17 protein-coding genes are annotated in these 17897 nt (G+C 53.6%); 3 read left to right on the top strand and 14 right to left on the bottom strand.

The features are described 5' to 3' along the window. Positions 1 to 6 precede the first annotated feature (6 nt). The 10 genes from ugpQ to EB241_RS12495 form a co-directional block, all read right to left on the bottom strand. Positions 7 to 762, bottom strand: coding sequence for a glycerophosphodiester phosphodiesterase (gene ugpQ / locus EB241_RS12540; RefSeq protein ID WP_124233510.1), 756 nt, complete (start codon positions 760 to 762; stop codon positions 7 to 9). Continuing rightward, a complete protein-coding gene (locus EB241_RS12535; protein ID WP_124233509.1) occupies positions 759 to 1832 on the bottom strand; it encodes a sn-glycerol-3-phosphate import ATP-binding protein UgpC in 1074 nt (357 codons plus the stop codon). Before EB241_RS12535 ends, ugpQ begins: the two co-directional genes overlap by 4 nt. Before the next feature lie 3 nt (positions 1833 to 1835). Then, positions 1836 to 2681 (bottom strand): sn-glycerol-3-phosphate ABC transporter permease UgpE, encoded by an 846-nt coding sequence (ugpE, locus tag EB241_RS12530; protein ID WP_124233508.1) that lies wholly within the window; start codon positions 2679 to 2681, stop codon positions 1836 to 1838. Beyond that, positions 2678 to 3565: a sn-glycerol-3-phosphate ABC transporter permease UgpA gene (ugpA, locus tag EB241_RS12525; protein ID WP_124233507.1), complete on the bottom strand. Its 888-nt coding sequence runs from the start codon at positions 3563 to 3565 to the stop codon at positions 2678 to 2680. Before ugpA ends, ugpE begins: the two co-directional genes overlap by 4 nt. Positions 3566 to 3652: 87 nt before the next feature. Beyond that, positions 3653 to 4972 carry a sn-glycerol-3-phosphate ABC transporter substrate-binding protein UgpB gene (ugpB, locus tag EB241_RS12520; RefSeq protein WP_124233506.1) on the bottom strand — a complete coding sequence of 440 codons (1320 nt, stop codon included), beginning with the start codon at positions 4970 to 4972 and terminating at the stop codon, positions 3653 to 3655. Positions 4973 to 6170: 1198 nt separating this feature from the next. Beyond that, complete coding sequence (gene livF, locus EB241_RS12515) at positions 6171 to 6881, bottom strand: high-affinity branched-chain amino acid ABC transporter ATP-binding protein LivF (RefSeq protein WP_124233505.1); 711 nt, start codon at positions 6879 to 6881, stop codon at positions 6171 to 6173. Between the two features lies 1 nt (position 6882). Beyond that, on the bottom strand, positions 6883 to 7650 hold the full coding sequence (livG, locus tag EB241_RS12510; RefSeq protein WP_124233504.1) for a high-affinity branched-chain amino acid ABC transporter ATP-binding protein LivG: 768 nt from the start codon (positions 7648 to 7650) through the stop codon (positions 6883 to 6885). Then, positions 7647 to 8921: a high-affinity branched-chain amino acid ABC transporter permease LivM gene (locus EB241_RS12505; protein ID WP_124233503.1), complete on the bottom strand. Its 1275-nt coding sequence runs from the start codon at positions 8919 to 8921 to the stop codon at positions 7647 to 7649. Before EB241_RS12505 ends, livG begins: the two co-directional genes overlap by 4 nt. Beyond that, complete coding sequence (livH, locus tag EB241_RS12500) at positions 8918 to 9844, bottom strand: high-affinity branched-chain amino acid ABC transporter permease LivH (RefSeq protein ID WP_124233502.1); 927 nt, start codon at positions 9842 to 9844, stop codon at positions 8918 to 8920. The genes EB241_RS12505 and livH overlap by 4 nt, the downstream gene beginning before the upstream one ends. A 144-nt stretch (positions 9845 to 9988) precedes the next feature. Further along, a complete protein-coding gene (locus EB241_RS12495) occupies positions 9989 to 11104 on the bottom strand; it encodes a branched-chain amino acid ABC transporter substrate-binding protein (protein WP_124233501.1) in 1116 nt (371 codons plus the stop codon). 385 nt (positions 11105 to 11489) lie between these two features. Here EB241_RS12495 and panM point away from each other — a divergent pair, with 385 nt between their 5' ends. Then, positions 11490 to 11885 (top strand): aspartate 1-decarboxylase autocleavage activator PanM, encoded by a 396-nt coding sequence (gene panM / locus EB241_RS12490; protein WP_124233500.1) that lies wholly within the window; start codon positions 11490 to 11492, stop codon positions 11883 to 11885. Positions 11886 to 12606: 721 nt separating this feature from the next. Here panM and rpoH read toward each other — a convergent pair. From rpoH to ftsY, 4 genes are all read right to left on the bottom strand, one after another. After that, entirely contained in the window at positions 12607 to 13464 is an 858-nt protein-coding gene (rpoH, locus tag EB241_RS12480) for an RNA polymerase sigma factor RpoH (protein ID WP_124233498.1), read from the bottom strand. 263 nt (positions 13465 to 13727) lie between these two features. Then, positions 13728 to 14720, bottom strand: a complete 993-nt coding sequence (gene ftsX / locus EB241_RS12475; RefSeq protein ID WP_124233497.1) for a permease-like cell division protein FtsX — start codon at positions 14718 to 14720, stop codon at positions 13728 to 13730. After that, on the bottom strand, positions 14710 to 15378 hold the full coding sequence (ftsE, locus tag EB241_RS12470; protein WP_124233496.1) for a cell division ATP-binding protein FtsE: 669 nt from the start codon (positions 15376 to 15378) through the stop codon (positions 14710 to 14712). Before ftsE ends, ftsX begins: the two co-directional genes overlap by 11 nt. Further along, the gene (gene ftsY / locus EB241_RS12465; RefSeq protein WP_124233495.1) at positions 15365 to 16834 is read right to left on the bottom strand and encodes a signal recognition particle-docking protein FtsY; all 1470 of its coding nucleotides are present in this window, start codon (positions 16832 to 16834) and stop codon (positions 15365 to 15367) included. The genes ftsE and ftsY overlap by 14 nt, the downstream gene beginning before the upstream one ends. A 165-nt stretch (positions 16835 to 16999) precedes the next feature. Here ftsY and rsmD point away from each other — a divergent pair, with 165 nt between their 5' ends. Both rsmD and EB241_RS12455 read left to right on the top strand, forming a co-directional pair. Further along, positions 17000 to 17605 carry a 16S rRNA (guanine(966)-N(2))-methyltransferase gene (gene rsmD / locus EB241_RS12460; protein WP_124233494.1) on the top strand — a complete coding sequence of 202 codons (606 nt, stop codon included), beginning with the start codon at positions 17000 to 17002 and terminating at the stop codon, positions 17603 to 17605. Next, positions 17595 to 17864 carry a DUF1145 family protein gene (locus EB241_RS12455; RefSeq protein ID WP_124233493.1) on the top strand — a complete coding sequence of 90 codons (270 nt, stop codon included), beginning with the start codon at positions 17595 to 17597 and terminating at the stop codon, positions 17862 to 17864. Before rsmD ends, EB241_RS12455 begins: the two co-directional genes overlap by 11 nt. Positions 17865 to 17897: the final 33 nt, after the last annotated feature.

Genomic DNA, 17897 nt, shown 5'->3' with positions numbered 1-17897 from the left:
GTGCTGTCACAGCGTCTGCGTCGGGAAGTCCGGTCCCAGCAGGTCAATGCGGTCGGTACAGATTGCGTCAACCCCCCAGTCCAGCAGCTCACGCGCCCGTTGCGGAGTGTTAACCGTATAGACCAGCATCCGCAGCCCGGCGGCCTTCACTTCTGCCACCCGCGCCTGCGTCAGGATTTTATGGTTAAAGTGAATTGACACGCATCCCAGCCTTGCGGTGATTTCCCGCCAGTCGTCGTACCATTCGTGTAGTAACATGCCACGCGGCAGCTCAGGAGCCACCTGCATCGCCGCTTCCAGCGCGCTGAAGGAAAATGAGGAGAGCAGCGGTGCCGTTTCACCCTGCCACAGATGACGTGCCGCCACCGCCACCGCACGGCCGGTTTCCGCCTCCAGTCCGGTGGTAGGCTTGATCTCAATGTTAGACATTATCCGGTAGACAGCACAGCGTTCAGCGACCTGAGAGAGCAGCGGCAGACGCTCACTGGCAAACGCCTTGCTATACCAACCACCCGCGTCCAGCTGCACCAGTTTTTCCCACGGCAGCTGACCGGCGATCCCCCAGCCATTGCTGGTTCTTTCCAGCGTGTCATCATGCAGCAGGAAAATCTCACCATCCAGAGACAGCTTGACGTCAAACTCAATCATTTTATGTCCCAGTTTCGCCGCCGTATCAATGCCGGAGAGCGTATTTTCCGGGGCCAGCTTTCCGCCGCCACGATGGGCGACAATCGTCGGATAGGGCCAGGTTTGCTCAGTCATTCAAGACGTTGTCCATTTTGGGTATCAAAAAAGTGAAGCGCGTCGGCTGGCAGATGCAGCCAGAGCGTACTGCCGGCCGCCGGACGCTCAGCGTGCGGCAGGCGCACCGCCACGCGGTTGCGGCCCCATGTACCATGTGCCAGATTATCTGCACCAAGCAGCTCCAACGTTTCCACCACCAGCGGCAACCCGCCCGCCTGTTGGCTGGACAGCTTAATATGCTCCGGGCGTATCCCCAAGGTCAACGTCCGTCCGGCCCAGTCGGTTTTGGCCACCGGCAGCGGAAGCTGAAAATCACCGGGCAGCACCAGCCGCGTCCCCTGATGATTGAGTACCCCGTCCAGCAGGTTCATCGACGGCGCACCGATAAAGCTGGCGACAAAGCGGGTGGCCGGACGCTCATAGATTTCAACCGGCGTACCCAATTGCTCCAGTACTCCCTTATGCATTACCATGACCCGCTGTGCCAGGGTCATCGCTTCTACCTGATCGTGAGTGACATAGAGGCTGGTGGTGTTCAGACGGCGATGCAGCTGCTGTAGCTCTAAGCGCATCTGGACGCGCAGGCGGGCATCCAGATTGGAGAGCGGCTCATCAAACAGAAACACCCTCGGTTCCCGCACAATAGCGCGGCCCATCGCCACACGCTGACGCTGCCCACCAGAAAGCTCACGCGGACGGCGATGCAATAACGCCTCCAGCTCCAGGCTTTTCGCCGTTTCCAGTACGCGCTGGCGAATATGCGCCTTACCCATACCGCGTATTTTCAGTCCCCAGCCCATATTCTGTTCCACGCTCATATGCGGATAGAGCGCGTAATTCTGAAATACCATAGCGATACCGCGGTCTTTGGGTTCCAGGGTAGTCACCCGCTGGCTGTCAATCCAGATATCGCCGCCGCTGACCTGCTCCAGCCCGGCCACCATACGCAGTAAGGTCGATTTACCACAGCCGGAAGGCCCGACGATGACCATAAATTCACCATCGCGCACGTCAACGTGAAGCGGATGAATAATTTTGTTTTTTCCGTCATATGATTTGGTAACGGCCTGAAATTTCACACCAGCCATAGCTTATTTCTCGCTCTCTACAAGCCCGCGAACAAAGGCGCGCTGCATGATTAAAACAATGGCTACCGGTGGCAACATGGTCAACAACATTGCCGCCATCACCAGATTCCATTGGGTGGAGCCATCGCCGCTGCCTATCATGCTGCGTATCCCGGCAACCGCCGTGCCCAGACTGGCATCACTGACAATCAGTAGCGGCCAGATGTACTGGTTCCAGCCATAGATAAAGGTGATGACAAACAGTGCCGCCAGATTGGTTTTTGACAGTGGCAGAACAATGCCGAAAAAAAAGCGCATCGGGCTGGCACCATCAATGCGTGCGGCCTCGGTCAGTTCATCAGGCAGCGTCATAAAAAACTGGCGAAACAGGAAGGTTGCCGTCGCAGAGGCCATCAGTGGCAGGGTTAAACCGCTGTAGCTGTCCAGCATATTGAGATGAGAAATCACCTCCACCGTAGGGAAAATGCGCACCTCAACCGGCAGCATCAGCGTGATAAAGATCATCCAGAAAAACAGCCCACGCAGCGGGAAACGAAACCACACCAGCGCAAAGGCGGAAAAAATGGACAGCACAATTTTCCCCACGGCAATGCAGAGCGCCATCACCGCACTGTTAAACAGCATCATGCCAAAGGGGGCGCTGTTCTGTGCCACGCCGTGCTGCCAGATGGTGGTGAGGTTGTGCCATAAAAAGCGGCCGGGGATCAGGGTCATCGGCACCTGAAACACGGCGGCGTCGCTCAGTGTCGCAGCGACAAAAGCGATCCACAGCGGGAACAGTACCGCCAGCATCCCCAGCCCCAGCATGATATGGCTGAAAATATCCAGCCCGCGTCGGTTTTCAATCATTGGTAACGTACCCTTTTTTCAACATAGCGGAACTGGATAACGGTCAGGATGACAACCAGCACCATCAGTACCACCGACTGGGCAGAGGATGAGGAGAGATCCAGGCCAGCGAAGCCCTCCCGATAGATCTTATAAATCAGGGTGGTGGTGGATTGCACCGGCCCGCCGCCCGTCGCCGCATCAATCACCGGAAAGGTGTCGAAGAAGGCATAGACCACGTTGACCACCATCAGGAAGAAGCCCACTGGCGTAATCAGCGGTAGTGAAAGCCGGAAAAAGCGACGTACAGGGCCAGCGCCATCAATAGCAGCAGCTTCGATCAGCGATGTTGGGATCGACTGAAGCGCCGCGAAGAAAAACAGAAAGTTGTAACTCATCTGTTGCCAGACCGAGGCCAGCACCACCAGTAACATCGCCTGGCCGCTGTTCTGTGCGTGGTTCCAGCTATAACCAACCTGTGCCAGTAACCAGGTGACCAGTCCCTGTCCGGGGCTGAACAGAAACATCCACAGCACGGCGGCAACGGCAGGTGCCACCGCATAAGGCAACAAAAACAGCGTCTGCCAGAACCGCTTCAAACACAGGACATAATCGACCAGCGCCGCAAAAAACAGCGAAATGACCAGGCCAGTCACTGTCACCAGGCCACTGAACACCAGCGTGGTTTGGAAGGCGTCGGCATAATATTTATCGTCGGTGAGCCGCCGGAAGTTTTCCAGACCAACAAAGGTGTTGGAAAGACCGAAAGGATCAACATTTTGCACCGAATACCACAGCGCCTCGCCCGCAGGCCAGAGGAAAAAAATAATGGTCACCAGCAACTGCGGCAACATCAGCAGGTATGGCAACCAGCGTGAACGAAAAACGGGACGGGAAGAAGACATAAAAAACTCATCAGGTTCAAAACAGTGACAATTAAAGCGTTAACGGCCCCCGTACTCCGGGCGCGGGGGCCACAGCATCCCGGCAGCTTACTGTTTTACCGTTTGTTCAAAACGACGTAACAGCAGGTTGCCCCGCGCCACCGCATTATCCAGCGCGGTCTGAGGTGCGGTTTTGCCGGTCCAGACGCCTTCCAGCTCCTCATCAATCACCGAACGGATCTGCGGCATATTGCCCAGCCGCATTCCTTTGGTGAACGGTAACGGCGGCTTATTCAACATCTGGCGGGTTGCAGTATCAGCACCTGGATTCTTCTCATAGAAGCCCTGCTTCCGGGTCAGCTCATAAGCCGCGGTAGTGATGGGCAGATAGCCGGTCTTCTGGTGCCATTCTGCGGCGATCTCCGGTTGGGCAAGGAACTGCATAAATTCAGCCACCCCTTTGTAGGTCGTGGCATCTTTGCCTTGCAAAACCCACAGGCTTGCGCCGCCAATCAGGGCATTCTGCGGGGCATTCGGCACGGTTGCGTCATAAGGCATCATTCCCACGCCAAAATTGAATCTGGCGTAGTGACGAATATCCGCCAGCGAGCCAGACGAAGCCGTGGTGATACCGCAATCGCCGTTGTAGAATTTGGCGGTGGATTCGTCTTTACGGCCAAAATAGGTGAAATCACCTTTTTTGCGCATTGCGTCCAGCATCTGGATATGGCGAACCTGTGCCGGTCTGTTAAATTCCAGCACCGCATCAGCACCGTCAAAACCATTGTTTTTCGTCGCCACCGGCAACCCATGCCAGGCACTGAAGTTTTCGATTTGTATCCAGCCCTGCCAGCCACTGGCGTAACCGCATTTCATGCCCGCCTTGCGCAACGCCGCAGCATCACTCTCAAGTGCCTGCCAGGTTTTGGGCGGCTGGTCGGGGTTCAGTCCGGCTTTTCTGAAGGCATCTTTGTTGTAATACAGCACCGGCGTAGAGCTGTTAAACGGCTGCGAGATCAGATGACCGCGGGCGTCGCTGTAATAGCCTGCCACGGTGGGGACAAACTGGGATTCATCCATGTTGATACCCGCGTTTTTGAATACCTCGTGTACAGGCACAATGGCTTTCGAGGCCATCATGGTCGCCGTGCCAACTTCATAAACCTGAAGGATCGCAGGGGCTTTTCCGGCGCGCACGGCGGCAATCCCACCGGCAAGGCTCTGCTCGTAGTTGCCTTTATAGGTGGGGATAATTTTGTAGTCCGGGTGAGCGTCGTTAAAGCGTTTTGCCAGAGCGTCCACTTCCACACCCAGTTCACCTTCCATGGAGTGCCAGAAAGGGATCTCAGTGACCGCCAGCGCGTGGTTGCTGAATGTCAGACCCAGCAGGGCTGCAAGCGTGGTTTTGCGAAGAGAGAACGATGTCATGTCTGTTTCCTGTCCCGGAGTGATTCACGCAAAGAGTGCGATATTGTTCGGCAAGCAACATGACATGTGTAAATGACGGAAAAATAGCAGGTCTGTGACAGTAAGGTGACACGCAGATCGCCGAACGGCTCCCCGTCAGCCCACAACCATTTTAACCCAGGATGACCAATTTCCCGGTCAGTGATTCTTAGCCGGCATCCCGGCATATTATTTCCCGGCGCTCATAAGGGTAACCACGCTTTTCTGGGCTTTTTCTGTCGGTTCCCTGTTATCGTATGCCCGCCATTGGCAACGCGGTGGAAATGACCTACTGCGGAATATGGCGTATTTGCCGCCAGTCACTGTGGCGGTTCAGATTAACGCTGATGGATGCTACCCGCGTAATGTCGACACGACGCTGGATAGCAGACAGGCAGTGAGTATTTTGTTGCTTCTCACCACGACGATGCCAGCCTTGATATCAGAGGCTTTTTGGGTGAAAAACGGTGCCGTAAGGTATGGCGATCCTGGGCACGTTTATTCAGGCGAGATTCTGCTTTTCACATTTGTCCAGGCTTATCCCACCACAGGAACGGTGACGTCACCTTTTCAGGTCAACATTCTTCGGACTTCTGTTTAAAAGGCGTTAATATCGTTTTTATAAACCAGACCTGTCTCACCGGTAACCATCCATTATTTATAAAGGTATAAAAATACACAGCTACTCTTTCTGGAGTAATACCGGGCGATTACTCTGTTGCGATATACTTTTCCCGGTAGCGGCAACCCGCTGCAACGGCATCATTATATTTTTTAATTTTTTGTTTATGCCTGGCCGTGTTTGATAAAATACACAATATAAATCTCCGCGCCCGATCGCCTTACGCAAATACCATCCGGCACATTATTTTATTACTACCGCTTGCATCGGTGAACTGATATGCAGAGGCAACAGACTGATTAGAATAATAAAATATGCCTGATTATTTTATCTTATCCACAGCAGGTATATTCCCGCCTGCGCGTCTCATCACTTTTAAATAAAAATACCCGATTTTGGTAGCCTTTCAGGTACCGTGTTACCCGACCTTCAGCTGATCCACCTGGCATACTTTTGGCGTAAATTTTCCCCAGAAAATCAAACGAACCTCTTTATTTTGATTTATCCCGCTGAGTGCATCGGTCCGGGGCCGGTAAATCCGGCCCCGGACGAGAAAGGTTATCCGCCCAGATAAGCACTGCGCACCGCTTCATTAGCCAGCAGCGCCGCACCGCTATCCTCCAGCACCACATGCCCGTTTTCCAGCACATAACCCCGGTCAGCCAGCTTCAGCGCCTGATTGGCATTTTGCTCAACGAGGAAAATGGTCATACCCTCCTGTCGCAGCTGCTCTATGGTGTCAAAAATCTGTTGGATAATAATCGGCGCAAGCCCCAGCGATGGCTCATCCAACAGCAACAGACGCGGCTGACTCATCAGCGCCCGGCCAATGGCCAGCATCTGCTGCTCGCCGCCGGACATGGTGCCGGCACGCTGCACCCGACGCTCATAAAGGCGCGGGAACAGCTCGTACACCCGTTTGATGCGGTGCTGATATTGCTGGCGATCGGCAAAGAAACCGCCCATCGCCAGATTTTCATCCACCGTCATGCGGGAAAATACCCGCCGCCCTTCCGGCACGATAGCAATCGCCTCGCGCATAATGCGCGCCGTTTGCCAGTCGGTAATGTCCTTGCCGTCAAAGCTGATACTGCCTTCGGTGGCGCGGGGTTCACCGCACAGCGTACCAAGGATAGTGGTTTTTCCGGCGCCGTTGGCACCAATTAATGTAACGATTTCACCCTGATTAATATGCAGGCTGACGTTATGTAACGCCTGAATTTTGCCGTAGTGGGCGCTGACGTTTTGCAAAGAGAGCATGGCATTCATCTTATGCTTCTCCTAAGTATGCACGGATCACATCCGGGTTGTTGCGGACAGCCTCCGGCGTACCATGCGCCAGCGGCGTACCCTGATTAACCACATAGATGCGGTCTGAAATGCCCATCACCAGTTTCATATCGTGCTCAATCAGCAATACCGAGACGTTGTGCTCGCCCCGCAGTTCAGCAATCAACTCATCCAACTCATGAGTCTCTTTCGGGTTGAGTCCCGCAGCCGGTTCATCCAGCATCAGGATTTCCGGGCGGGTCACCATGCAACGGGCGATTTCCAGCCGCCGTTGCTGGCCATAGGCCAGATTGCCCGCCTGCCGGTTGGCAAGCTCCAGCAGGCCAACCCGCTGCAACCAGCCGGAGGCACGGTCCAGCGCTTCACTTTCAGCTTTACGGAAGCCCGGCGTTTTCAACAATCCGGCAAACACACCGCTTTTCAGGTGCTGATGCTGTGCCACCAGCAGGTTTTCAATGACCGTCATTTCACGAAACAGTCGAACATGCTGGAAAGTGCGCACAATACCCATCCGGGCAATTTTCTGACCAGATAGTCCAGCCAGCTGCCGATCGCGCAGGGTGATACTGCCGCCGGTCGGACGGTAGAAGCCGGTCAGGCAGTTGAATACCGTGGTTTTACCCGCACCGTTCGGACCAATCAGCGAAACAATTTCCCGCTCCCTTAATTCCAGCGCAACGTTGTTCACGGCAAGCAGGCCGCCAAAGCGCATCATCAGGCCACTTACGGCCAGTAAAGGCTGGGTCATGGCTGCTCTCCTTTTTCCACATTTTTCAGCTTCAGATGCGGACGTTTCATCGGCAACAGCCCCTGTGGCCGCCAGATCATCATCAGCACCATCAGCGCACCCAGCACCAGCATGCTGTACTCGTTCAGGTCACGCATCAGCTCGCGGGACACCACTAACAGGATCGCGGCAAGGATCACCGCAAACTGCGATCCCATGCCCCCCAGCACCACAATCGCCAGAACAAAGGCTGACTCGGCAAAGGTAAAGGATTCCGGGCTGACAAAGCCCTGGCGCGCTGCAAACAGACAGCCGGCAAAACCCGCAAAGGACGCGCTGATAGTAAATGCCGTCAGCTTGATACGGGTTGGGCTGAGACCGAGAGAACGGCAGGCAATCTCATCCTCACGCAGTGCTTCCCAGGCGCGGCCCAGCGGCATCCGCAGCAAACGGTTGATGACAAACAGCGTGAGCACCACCAGCAGTAACGCCACCATGTAGAGGAAAATAATGCGATCGCTGGGGTTATAGGCCAGGCCAAAGAAATTACTGAAGGTATCCCAGCCACCGTCGCGCACGCTGCGGTTGAACTCCAGACCAAACAACGAGGGTTTTGGGATCTGGCTGATACCATTTGGCCCACCGGTGATATCGGTGTTGTTGAGCAGCAGGATACGGACGATTTCACCAAAGCCCAGCGTCACAATCGCCAGATAGTCACCCCGCAGACGCAACACAGGGAAGCCCAGTAGCAGACCAAACATCGCCGTCACCAGACCGGCCAGCGGCAGACATTCCCAGAAGCCAAGGCCGTAATAGTGGTTCAGTAGCGCAAAGGTATAGGCACCAATAGCGTAGAATCCGCCATAGCCCAGCACCAGCAGGCCAGAAAGCCCCACCACCACGTTCAGCCCCAGGCCCAACATCACGTAGATAAGCGTCAGCGTGGCAATATCCACCGTGCCGCGTGAAACCAAAAAAGGCCAGGCGGCGGCGGCAATAATCAGCGCCAGAAGCAGCAGCTTTTGTTTCGCCGTGGAACCATCAATGCCCGGTAAAATCATTGCCGGGCCAGAGACATTCTTCAGACCGCGCTGTAACACAGGGCGTAGCAACTGGAAGACAAATACCACCGCACAGCCGCCAGCAATCCAGTTCCAACGCACGCTGTCAGCGCTGTGAACCACCAGCTGCGTTCCATCGAGACTAAGGCGCATTCCCATAAAGAACGCCGCCAGCACCAGCAGCATCAGCGCGGAAGCAACAGCATTAAGCAGGTTGAGGGGTTTCATACTTTTTCAACCTCCGGGCGACCAAGAATGCCGGTTGGCATCACCAACAGCACTACAATCAACAGTGCAAAAGAAACCACATCTTTATATTCAGTGCTTAAATATGCCGAGGTCAGCGCTTCAGCAATACCGAGGATCAAACCGCCAAGCATCGCGCCAGGGATGCTACCGATGCCGCCCAGTACCGCGGCGGTAAAGGCTTTCATCCCGGCCATAAAGCCAATATAGGGGTTAATCACACCGTAGAACTGGCCCAGCAACACCCCCGCAACCGCTGCCATTGCAGCACCAATCACAAAGGTTAACGAGATAACGCGGTCAGTGTTAATCCCCAGCAGGCTGGCCATTTTCAGATCTTCAGCACAGGCGCGGCAGGCGCGGCCCATGCGGGAATAGCGGATAAATAACGTCAGCGCCAGCATGGCAATGAAGGTCACCACCCAGATAACAATCTGCATGGTGGAAATAGTGGCGGCAAAACCATTAGCGACAGCAAGAGTCCACCGACCGGTGATCAAACTGGGCAGCGCCAGATCGCGTGAGCCCTGAGTGAGGCTGACGTAATTTTGCAGAAAAATTGACATCCCGATGGCGGAAATTAACGCTATCAGGCGTTTGGACGAACGGACAGGCTTATAAGCCACGCGTTCAATACTCCAGCCATATGCGCTGGCAATGACGATCGCGGCGATAAAACCAGCGCCTATCAGCATCCAACTGACGTCAATACCCATCATCATTAAGGCGGCGATGACAATAAAGGAGACATAGCTGCCGATCATATATACCTCGCCGTGGGCGAAGTTGATCATGCCAATAATGCCGTACACCATGGTGTAACCAATGGCGATCAGCGCGTAAGTGCTGCCCAACGTAACGCCGTTGAACATTTGTTGCAGAAAGTAGAGAAACTGCTCGGACATACCTGATACCTTACTTCTTGCCACCCTGGCGGCCAGTAACATGTTGATTATCATTGGTATTACATCACCCAATGCATCATCACATGAGAAACGATTAAGACATTATAAATGCGGACGGCGTTAACGCCGTCCGCTCTGATTTTATTATTTCACTACGGATGAAGAACCATCGGCATGCCATTTGAAGATACCAAATTCGAAACCTTTCAGGTCACCTTTGGCATCCCAGCTCAGGTCACCCATCACCGTCGGCACTGGCGCACCCTCTTTCAGATTTTTAGCAATATCTTCTGGCTCGGCGCTTTTGCTACGCTCCATACCGGTAGTCAGCGCCTGCAATGCAGCATAGGTCGTCCAGACAAACGGGCCGGTAGAATCCAGCTTCTTCGCCTTTAATGCCTCAACCACCGGCTTGTTCGCCGGGACCTGATCGTAACGTTTCGGCAACGTTACCAACATACCTTCAGAAGCGGCACCTGCGATGTTAGACAATGACGAGTTGCCCACGCCCTCCGGTCCCATAAACTGGGTTTTTAAACCGGCAGCACGGGACTGACGCAGGATCTGGCCCATCTCCGGGTAGTAACCGCCGTAGTAAACGAAGTCGATATTTTCTTTCTTCAGACGCGCCACAAGGGTGGAAAAATCTTTATCGCCCGCGGTGATACCTTCAAACATCACCACATTGCCACCGGATTTTTTCAGGCTATCCTGCACGGAACGCGCCAGGCCTTCGCCATATTGCTGTTTGTCGTGAATCACCGCGATACGCTGCGGTTTGATCTCACTGAGGATATATTTCGCTGCAGTTGGCCCCTGATCGGAATCCAGACCGGTGGTGCGCATAATAAGCTTGTAACCCCGCGTCGTCAGATTGGCGTTAGTCGCCGCTGGTGTGATCATCAGCACGCCTTCATCTTCATAAATATCAGAAGCAGGCTGGGTTGAAGAGGAGCAAAGATGACCAATAACGTAGCGAATACCATCGTTGATCACTTTATTGGCGACGGCGACCGCCTGCTTTGGATCGCAGGCGTCGTCGTATTCCACACCGACCAATTTGTCACCATTAATTCCGCCTTTCGCGTTGATATCCGCGATAGCTTGCTTCGCACCGGTAAATTCCATATCACCATATTGCGCAACCGGGCCGGACATCGCGCCCACGATAGCAACTTTAATGTCTTTAGCGATGGCAGCATGGCCGAGAGCCATTGCCACGCAGCCTGCCAGGAACGCGCTACCTTTACTGATTTTCATCCTGAGTACCCCATCTGTTATGTTTGTACTTATGTTCAACTGTATTCCGCAGAAAATGCTTTCGCCAGAAAGAGTTAGCGGAATTTATACGGCATTTAAGCAATAAGGCTTTAAAATTCAGGTTATTAAACAGGAGTTTTCTTCTGTAAATCAACTGACATATTGAGAAATAACCGTTTATCGCAGGATAATCCTCTGACATTAACGCTGGTTTTTTCCGCGCATTTGCAGTTAATTGTGCTGGAAAAAAGACACTGGATTAGTTTTTACATTTAATTTTAAGCACGCATCACACAGATTGCTTTGTTTTCGTACAAAAAAGTTACGCGTCTGCCTTGAGGAAAATCCGCTACAATATGCCTCCCGAATTCGTCCGGTACCACAGATGAAACTCACTATCATCAGATTGCAACATTTTTCCGCTCAGGATTGTCTCGATCTGGCAAAAATCTGGCCAGATGTCGTTCCTGCCATGCTTGAAGAAACACTCGATCGGCAGCATCAGCTTTACGCCGCAAAATTTAATGACCGGCTGCTGGCGGCGGTGAGAATAATCCTGCAAGGCGAAACGGGTGAGTTGCATCATTTTATGGTACGTGAAGTAACCCGGCGTCGGGGAGTGGGAAAGTATTTGCTGGAAGAGGTGCTGGCACAGAACGAAACCATCAGCAGATGGTGGATTGCTGATACCGGCCTGCATGACGCAAACGTTACTGCGGCTTTTGCAAAGGCGGCGGGATTTAGAGCCCTGCCGGGCGGTTGGGAATGGCAAAGAAATTAAACCGTATTGCCAGACAGACGCCATCATTCATCGTCAAATGGCGAGTTCCCGCCTTCACGCAATAGCATAAAGGGCAGCCTCTGCCCCCTTTTTTACTGCCCCAATAACCACTTCCCGACCGCCTGATTAAAAGAATGTTCACGGACTTGCTCTACGGCATCGCTCTTAACCATCTTATTAAGGAAATCAACTCAGCGTGACTTGCCACTGGTTCCTGAGCTTAAGTCTGTGGAGAAAGCCCCCGGATGCGTCGACGCTCAGCCAGAACCACATCCGCCGCATTAACGACAGCCATCGCTTCCGGCAAGATTGATGATCTATATCGCTCTTACCGCAACCTGAGCAACACATGCAGAACCGGAACCTGCATCAGACAGTGATGCGTGGGAAAAAGCCGGAGAGCAGGCAAACGCATTACGGCTGACAAAACGAACGTGTACGCACGGCGTAAGGCAACAGGAAGCCTTTCTTCGCGAATGCAACAACATCACTATCACCAGCATGTGCATTTGCTGGCGAGAATGGCGTGCCCGCTGGCGTCGACGGCGCTGAAACAAGGTAGTGACAGGCGTGGGGCAACGAGGATATGTCGTCAGGCGCGGCTGTCCCGTGAAAAATATCGCATGGTTTCGCTACAAAAGAAGAACCCCACATAAAAATGTGGGGTTCGGCAGTGGCGCGGAGGACGGCCTCTGGCCGCCCTTTTCTTCACAACGGTTGGTTATGCTTCAATAGCCACGCGCAGTTTCTTCATTGCGTTCTTTTCAAGCTGGCGAACACGTTCAGCGGAGACGCCATATTTATCGGCCAGCTCCTGCAAGGTGGTTTTATTGTCGTCGTCCAGCCAGCGGGCGCGGATAATATCCTGACTGCGTTCATCCAGACCCTGCATGGCGTCGCTGAGCTTGTCTGCCGCATGGCTTTCCCAGTTATCTTCCTCAATGCCACCGGCAAAATCAGAGGATTTATCCTGCAAATAGAGCATGGGAGCCATTGAACGGCCTTCGCCTTCATCATCCGGCGTCGGATCAAACGTCATGTCCTGAGCCGCCATACGCGACTCCATCTCCAGCACATCCTTGCTGGTCACGCCCAGCTCACGGGCCACCATTTCCACTTCATCCTGATTAAACCAGCCCAGACGCTGCTTGGCCTTACGCAGGTTAAAGAACAGCTTGCGCTGGGCTTTCGTGGTCGCCACTTTAACAATACGCCAGTTGCGAAGCACGTATTCGTGGATTTCGGCTTTGATCCAGTGAACGGCGAAGGAAACCAGACGCACACCCACTTCAGGGTTAAACCGACGCACGGCCTTCATCAGGCCAATGTTGCCTTCCTGGATCAGGTCTGCCTGTGGCAGACCGTAGCCGGAATAATTACGGGCGACATGAACAACAAAGCGCAGGTGAGAAAGGATCAGCGTCTTGGCTGCTTCCAGATCGCCCTGGTAATGCAGCCGTTCAGCCAGCGCTTTTTCCTCTTCTGCCGTCAGCATAGGCCAGGCATTGGCCGCCCGGATGTAAGAATCCAGGTTGCCTAAAGGAGCAATAGCTAAAGTTTGCATTTCTTTGGTGGTCATTCAAACCCTCTCTGTATTAAGCAATATTGCCACAACTTCCCTTATACAACCCGTAAGAATACGCGAACGATACGGAGAAGTGAAAGCAATCTGTGCTGATTTCGACGACAAAATTATTCACAAGTTCATTATCGACGGTGAATATTTTATGCACAGCATGAGACGACAAAACATGTCGGGGGAAGTAACCACAAGAGGCATTCCTCTGCGGCACAGCAGCTGTGCAACAGAGGATGAGTATAACAAAAACTATTAAAAAAGGATTACTGGGGCGTAAATCGACGTAAATGTTGTATCGTTGCCAGCCAGGCGGCAACCCAGCCAATCATTGCAGAGATTAACAGTAACAACAGGCTTTCATCCCACGCCAGCCCCTGCAGACTGAAGGTGGTGCCAAACACGGCAGCCACCTGGGTCACCACGGATTCCAGTCGCAATACCAATATTTCAGACAGGATGAGCGACAGCAGTGCTCCGGCAACGCCGAGCAATGCTCCCCCGTACAGAAAAGGTCTCAGAATAAAACCATCCGTCGCACCAATCAGCTTTTGCACATTAATGGTGTCACGGCGGGCAAAAATGCTCAGACGCACACTGTTACCAATCACCAAAAACACCGCGATAATCATCAGCACGCCAATCATTGCGGCGACCTGTCCCACCAGTCCGGTTAGTGCCGCCAGACGGGCGAACCAGCTGTCATCCATCTTCACTTCATCCACCCCCTGCGTTTTGGCCACGCGTTCACGCAGATTGCTCATGGTGTCAGAATTCTGAAAATTTAGCTTCGGGGTAATAATCGCCACAGCTGGCAGAGGATTCTGCTCAAGCATATCCATGGCGCCTCCGAAGCCAGACCAGTTGCGAAACTCGCCCATTGCTTCCTCGCGGGAGAGGTAGTTCACTTTATCCACGCCGTCTTCTTTCTTAATCTGCGCCACGACATTTTCTGCCGCATCATCGTCCAGCGTTTTGCTCAGATAAACGGTTAACTGCGGTGCCGGATACCATTGCTCCGCCGCCTGGCTGACGTTTTTCCAGACCATAAAACAGACGCTGGGCAGGGTAAGTGAAATGGCAATCACCATTACCGTTAACAGCGTGGCCAGCGGCTGACGCCACATGTCGGACAGTGCTCCGCGAAGGGCATAACGCCACTGCTCCTGCAAGCCCCCCTTCAGTGCTTTGCGTTTGGAAGGCTGTTTTTGTCTGACCGCTTTCGGGGCCGACGGTCGTTTGTTACGTTTATTTGCCACCCTGGCCTCCGTGCAGATGTCCCTGATTGAGTGTCATCAGGCGATAATTGCGCCGGGCGATCAGGGCCCGATCGTGTGTCGCCATCAACACCGTCACGCCGACGCGGTTAAACTCTTCGAACAGACGCAAAATTTCTTCTGACAGCGCATCATCCAGGTTGCCGGTAGGTTCGTCAGCCAGCAATACCGCCGGTTTATTCACCACCGCACGGGCGATACCCACACGCTGCTGTTCCCCGCCGGAAAGCTGAATGGGGAAGCTTTTCGCTTTATCCAACAGCCCGACCTTATCCAGCGCGGCCGATACGCGACGGCGGATATCTTCACCGCTGGCCCCAGCGATAATCAGTGGGATCGCGACATTATCGTAAACGGATCGATCCATCAGCAGGTGATGGTCCTGGAAAATCATCCCTATCTGGCGACGCAGGAAGGGAACTTCGCTGTTTTTCAGGCGGCTTATGTCATGCCCACCAAACCAGATACGCCCGGCGCTGGGGCGTTCAATACCGCAAATAAGCTTCAGCAGCGTACTTTTACCGGCCCCGGAATGTCCGGTCAGAAACGCCATTTCTCCGGGTTGCAGATGAAACTCCACCCCCTGAAGCGCTTGCCGACCGCCGAGATAAGCCTTACTGACTTGTTCAAAGCGAATCATCCGCATTATCCTCTCGGGCAAAAAGTGCCTCTATAAAATCGTCAGCTTTAAATGGACGCAGATCTTCAATGCCTTCACCTACGCCAATGTAACGAATGGGAATACCAAACCGATCGGCGATTGAAAAGATAACGCCTCCTTTGGCAGTGCCATCCAGCTTGGTCAGGGTGATCCCGGTCAGTCCCACAGCTTCATGGAACAGGCCAGTCTGGCTGATGGCATTTTGTCCGGTACTGGCATCAATCGTCAGCATCACCTCATGAGGCGCCTGCTCATCCAGCTTTTTCATCACGCGGGTGATTTTTTTCAACTCTTCCATCAGATGCGATTTGTTTTGCAGGCGGCCAGCCGTATCGGCGATCAGCACATCAACATGACGCGCTTTTGCGGCCTGAATGGCATCGAAAATCACCGAGGCGGAATCCGCACCGGTATGCTGAGCCACCACCGGAATGTTGTTGCGCTGCCCCCACACCTGCAACTGTTCCACGGCGGCGGCACGGAAGGTATCACCCGCCGCCAGCATGACGGATTTACCTTCCGCCTGGTACTGGCGGGCCAGCTTGCCAATCGTGGTGGTTTTTCCCACGCCATTGACCCCCACCATCAGGATCACAAACGGCGTTTTAGCTGCCATCTCCAGCGGAGACTCAACCTTCGCCAGAATATCTGACATTTCCTGCTTCAGCAGGCCGTACAGCGCTTCTGCATCACGTAACTGTTTACGGTCCGCTTGCTGGGTAAGGCTTGAGATGATGCGCCGGGTGGTTTCAACCCCAACGTCGGCTATCAGCAGTTGTTCTTCCAGTTCGTCAAACAGATCGTCGTCGATTTTCTTACCACGAAACAGGCTAATAAAGCCGGACCCCAGATTCTGCCGGGTTTTAAACAGACTCCGCTTAAGACGTGCGAAAAAGCCCTCTTTAGTCGGACGTTGCTGCTCTGCCGTTTCATTAACCTGTGCAGTAACAGACTGTTCAATATCAATCTGTTCACCGCTGGTCCGGGCGATGGTTTCAGGCGCATTCGTCAGCGTGTCGTCAGCCTGCTCAGCTTCACTTACCGTGCACGATTGCGGCGAAAATTGTTCCGCCTCAGGCTGGCATTCAGCTGCGGGGCAAGGCGGTGGTGCTGTGGGTTGTTTTTCCTTTTCTGCCGTGGGAACAGGCAGTACGGCTTTGGCGGTGTCGGCGGCCAAAAGCCGATGTTCTGCTACGGTTTCCGTCTCGCCGGGCGCGGAGTCACTTTTCTCACAGGTTGCAGAGTCATCAGCAACCGTTGCTGGTGTATCCTCGCGCGAACTGGCTTCAGGACTGGGAGGCGTGGTGGCATCCGTCACTTCATCAACGGCAGGCTGTTTGTCTTCTGGCGTCTCTTTTGTTACTTCCTGGGAAGGTGCTTCATCACGCCCTAATCCCAGCCAGGAAAAAAAGCCACGTTTTTTATTTTTTGCCATGGTGCAACCACACTCCTCGCGGGGAAAAAACGGTCAGGTCTCTGAAAATCATCTTAATCCCCTAGTCTAACACTTTACTACTGACGCATCACAGCACCCTTTTTACGTTTCCTGCATCCTGAACGCGCGTTAAACTATGCAACAAATTATGAAGAGTTCAGCACCATGACAAAGAAAAACCCTAATGGCGGTAGCGGCCAAATCCGTATTATTGGCGGTCTGTGGCGCGGCAGAAAACTCCCGGTGCCTGACAGTGCAGGACTAAGACCCACCACCGATCGCGTCCGTGAAACGCTGTTTAACTGGCTGGCCCCGGATATTCAGGGCGCGCGCTGCCTCGACTGTTTCGCCGGCAGCGGTGCGCTGGGGCTGGAAGCGCTGTCGCGCCATGCCGCCTCCGCCACCTTGCTGGAGCTGGAACGGCCGGTGGCTCAACAACTGGAGAGAAACCTGGCAACCCTGGGGGCCACGACAGGGCGAGTGATTAACGCCAACACCCTGCAATATCTGGCACAGACGGGTGTACCCCATGACCTGGTATTTATCGATCCGCCATTCCGTAAAGGCCTGCTGGAGCAGACTATCAATCAGCTTGAAGACGGTGGATGGCTGGAGGATGGCGCCCTGATTTACGTTGAAAGTGAAGTGGAAAACGGCATACCGTCGGTCCCACGCAGCTGGCAGCTGCATCGGGAAAAGGTCGCAGGTCAGGTCGCTTATCGTCTCTATATTCGTCATGTTTCAGAAAAGGGGGAAAACCATGCTGATTAATCTGGGCAGGTTATTGATGTTGTTCGTGTGGGGGTTTTTGTTGCTCAATCTGGTTCATCCGTTTCCTAAACCACTGAAATATTTTGTCGATATTGCATTATTTTTTATGGTGGTTATGCACGGTCTGCAGCTGGTTTTGCTGCGTGCCACACAGCCCAAAACGGAGCCAAAGCTGAGCGGCCTGACCCAGGCAAAAATTTTCTTTTTTGGCGTATTCGAACTGCTGGTCTGGCAGAAAAAAAACACGCCAAAACAGTGATAATGTTGAAAAAGCTGCTGAAAAAAACGTGAA

This window comes from Erwinia psidii, from assembly GCF_003846135.1.
Lineage (GTDB): Bacteria > Pseudomonadota > Gammaproteobacteria > Enterobacterales > Enterobacteriaceae > Erwinia > Erwinia psidii.
Note: the sequence above shows the minus strand (reverse complement) of the source record. Positions and strands in the feature narration are given on the sequence as shown.

Bases quoted from the DNA above. Each gene is read 5' to 3' on its own strand.
- livH (WP_124233502.1), bottom strand. From the start codon at position 9,844: ATGTCCGAGCAGTTTCTCTACTTTCTGCAACAAATGTTCAACGGCGTT.
- ugpB (WP_124233506.1), bottom strand. From the start codon at position 4,972: ATGACATCGTTCTCTCTTCGCAAAACCACGCTTGCAGCCCTGCTGGGT.
- livG (WP_124233504.1), bottom strand. From the start codon at position 7,650: ATGACCCAGCCTTTACTGGCCGTAAGTGGCCTGATGATGCGCTTTGGC.
- panM (WP_124233500.1), top strand. From the start codon at position 11,490: ATGAAACTCACTATCATCAGATTGCAACATTTTTCCGCTCAGGATTGT.
- ugpE (WP_124233508.1), bottom strand. From the start codon at position 2,681: ATGATTGAAAACCGACGCGGGCTGGATATTTTCAGCCATATCATGCTG.
- rsmD (WP_124233494.1), top strand. From the start codon at position 17,000: ATGACAAAGAAAAACCCTAATGGCGGTAGCGGCCAAATCCGTATTATT.
- EB241_RS12495 (WP_124233501.1), bottom strand. From the start codon at position 11,104: ATGAAAATCAGTAAAGGTAGCGCGTTCCTGGCAGGCTGCGTGGCAATG.
- rpoH (WP_124233498.1), bottom strand. From the start codon at position 13,464: ATGACCACCAAAGAAATGCAAACTTTAGCTATTGCTCCTTTAGGCAAC.
- ftsY (WP_124233495.1), bottom strand. From the start codon at position 16,834: ATGGCAAAAAATAAAAAACGTGGCTTTTTTTCCTGGCTGGGATTAGGG.
- EB241_RS12455 (WP_124233493.1), top strand. From the start codon at position 17,595: ATGCTGATTAATCTGGGCAGGTTATTGATGTTGTTCGTGTGGGGGTTT.
- ftsE (WP_124233496.1), bottom strand. From the start codon at position 15,378: ATGATTCGCTTTGAACAAGTCAGTAAGGCTTATCTCGGCGGTCGGCAA.
- ugpQ (WP_124233510.1), bottom strand. From the start codon at position 762: ATGACTGAGCAAACCTGGCCCTATCCGACGATTGTCGCCCATCGTGGC.
- livF (WP_124233505.1), bottom strand. From the start codon at position 6,881: ATGAATGCCATGCTCTCTTTGCAAAACGTCAGCGCCCACTACGGCAAA.
- EB241_RS12535 (WP_124233509.1), bottom strand. From the start codon at position 1,832: ATGGCTGGTGTGAAATTTCAGGCCGTTACCAAATCATATGACGGAAAA.
- ugpA (WP_124233507.1), bottom strand. From the start codon at position 3,565: ATGTCTTCTTCCCGTCCCGTTTTTCGTTCACGCTGGTTGCCATACCTG.
- EB241_RS12505 (WP_124233503.1), bottom strand. From the start codon at position 8,921: ATGAAACCCCTCAACCTGCTTAATGCTGTTGCTTCCGCGCTGATGCTG.